The organism is Kamptonema formosum PCC 10802, assembly GCF_000332335.1.
In the GTDB taxonomy this organism is placed as follows: Bacteria; Cyanobacteriota; Cyanobacteriia; order Cyanobacteriales; family Oscillatoriaceae; genus Oscillatoria.
This window is the reverse complement of the sequence record NZ_KB235948.1, coordinates 1,567,825-1,569,181: the sequence shown is the minus strand read 5'-3', so window position 1 is coordinate 1,569,181 and position 1,357 is coordinate 1,567,825. Positions and strand designations below refer to the sequence as shown.

Genomic DNA, 1,357 nt, shown 5'->3' with positions numbered 1-1,357 from the left:
CCTAATCCCCCAATCCCGGCCCTCCCCAAATCTCAGATTGCCAATTGCCAATTGCCTGGAAGTCTGGCAGGCAACCCCAACCCGCCCAAAACCGCATCCCCCCACACAACCTCATCACATTGTCCTGCAATAGCGCAGCACAAAATACTGCGACTGTACCAACACGGTATAAAAAGGCACCTGCTTGTGGTATTCTGAAAATGTAATGGTGGGAAAGTTTTGCCAAAACGCACCTAGCCCCAGAATCCCGCCAGAGAGGAAAGCCACAAACCCCCACCGGCACCAGCTTGCAGCCATTTTCCCCCAAACCCGCCCCACACCTGTCAAGCCACCGGCCTCTCGAAAAAAGCGCAATCAATTCCTCGGATACCGAACCTTATCGGTTGGGTGCGAGTAGGGATTACCGAACCAAAAGAGCCGATTTTGGCCGTTTTTCCCTTAAGAAAATCTAAAGTCAACCGTACAGCCGGTTCAGGCCGGTTGCAGCACAACCTTATCACATTGTCCTGCAATAGCGCAGCACAAAATACTGCGACTGTACCAACACGGTATAAAAAGGCACCTGCTTGTGGTATTCTGAAAATGTAATGGTGGGAAAGTTTTGCCAAAACGCACCTAGCCCCAGAATCCCGCCAGAGAGGAAAGCCACAAACCCCCACCGGCACCAGCTTGCAGCCATTTTCCCCCAAACCCGCCCCACACCTGTCAAGCCACCGGCCTCTCGAAAAAAAGCGCAATCAATTCCTCGGATACCGAACCTTATCGGTTGGGTGCGAGTAGGGATTACCGAACCAAAAGAGCCGATTTTGGCCGTTTTTCCCTTAAGAAAATCTAAAGTCAACCGTACAGCCGGTTCAGGCCGGTTGCAGCACAACCTTATTACAGTGTCCTGCAATAGCGAAGCACAAAATACTGCGACTGTACCAACACGGTATAAAAAGGCACCTGCTTGTGGTATTCTGAAAATGTAATAGTGGGAAAGTTTTGCCAAAACGCACCTAGCCCCAGAATCCCGCCAGAGAGGAAAGCCACAAACCCCCACCGGCACCAGCTTGCAGCCATTTTCCCCCAAACCCGCCCCACACCTGTCAAGCCACCGGCCTCTCGAAAAAAAGCGCAATCAATTCGTCGGATACCGAACCTTTAGGGTTGGGTGCGAGTACGGATTACCGAACCAAAAAAGCCGATTTTGGCCGTTTTTCCCTTAAGAAAATCTAAAGTCAACCGTACAGCCGGTTCAGGCCGGTTGCAGCACAAGCGCATTACACTGTGCTGCTGTTGTAAGGCATGCCAGCAGCGATCCTGTCAGTACATGTATAAAATTGCACCGGCTCGTGCTATAGTGAAAGAGTAAGTT

The 1,357-nt window shown here is 51.1% G+C and carries 2 protein-coding genes; both read right to left on the bottom strand.

Annotation, left to right across the window (positions count from 1 at the left end; all coding sequences use genetic code 11):
- Positions 1-114 precede the first annotated feature (114 nt).
- Complete coding sequence (locus OSC10802_RS54110) at positions 115-354, bottom strand: hypothetical protein (RefSeq protein ID WP_017716019.1); 240 nt, start codon at positions 352-354, stop codon at positions 115-117.
- A 142-nt stretch (positions 355-496) separates the two neighbouring features.
- Positions 497-679, bottom strand: coding sequence for a hypothetical protein (locus OSC10802_RS49020; protein ID WP_155968685.1), 183 nt, complete (start codon positions 677-679; stop codon positions 497-499).
- Positions 680-1,357 lie beyond the last annotated feature (678 nt).